This is a genomic window from Vibrio sp. 1402 (assembly GCF_033340275.1).
Genome location: NZ_JAWOWE010000177.1, coordinates 1 through 795, shown reverse-complemented (window position 1 = coordinate 795; position 795 = coordinate 1). Strand labels below are relative to the sequence as shown.

1 protein-coding gene is annotated in these 795 nt (G+C 46.9%); it reads left to right on the top strand.

Features of this window, described 5'->3' with window-relative positions; all coding sequences use genetic code 11:
• A partial coding sequence (locus R7044_RS24920) for a 3-deoxy-7-phosphoheptulonate synthase (RefSeq protein WP_225455962.1) occupies positions 1-752 on the top strand: 752 nt, incomplete at its 5' end.
• Positions 753-795: the final 43 nt, after the last annotated feature.

The following is a 795-nucleotide window of genomic DNA, read 5'->3' as shown; positions in this document are numbered from 1 at the left end:
TGATCAATGACCCACACCTAGATGGCAGCTTCGACATTGAACACGGTCTGCATGTAGGACGTGAACTGCTGGTGGAACTGGCGGAAATGGAAATCCCACTTGCAACCGAAGCACTTGACCCAATTAGCCCACAATACTTAGCCGATACTTTTAGTTGGGCAGCGATCGGCGCACGCACAACAGAATCACAAACACACCGTGAGATGGCTAGTGGTCTTTCGATGCCGATTGGCTTTAAGAATGGCACAGATGGTAGTTTGGCAACCGCAATCAATGCGATGCAGGCAGCCTCTTCTAGCCACCGCTTTATGGGTATCAACCGTGAAGGTCAAGTTGCGTTGCTTACAACCCAAGGTAACCCGAATGGCCACGTGATCCTACGTGGTGGTAAACAGACGAACTACGATTCAGTATCCGTTACGGAATGCGAACAAGAAATGGCGAAATCAGGTCTTGAAGCGTCATTGATGGTGGATTGCAGTCATGCAAATTCACGCAAAGATTACCGGCGTCAGCCATTGGTCGCAGAAGATGTGATTCACCAAATCCGTGAAGGGAACAAGTCGATCATCGGTTTGATGATCGAAAGCCACATTAATGAAGGTAATCAATCTTCTGATCTGGCTTTGGATGAGATGAAATACGGCGTATCTATCACTGACGCTTGTATTAATTGGGAGTCAACTGAGGCACTATTACGTCATGCACACGAAGAGCTGGTGCCTTTCTTAGAAAACCGCCTTAAAGGCTAAAACGGAACTTATTTAAGGAACATCAATGGCAGTTGAACTTAAC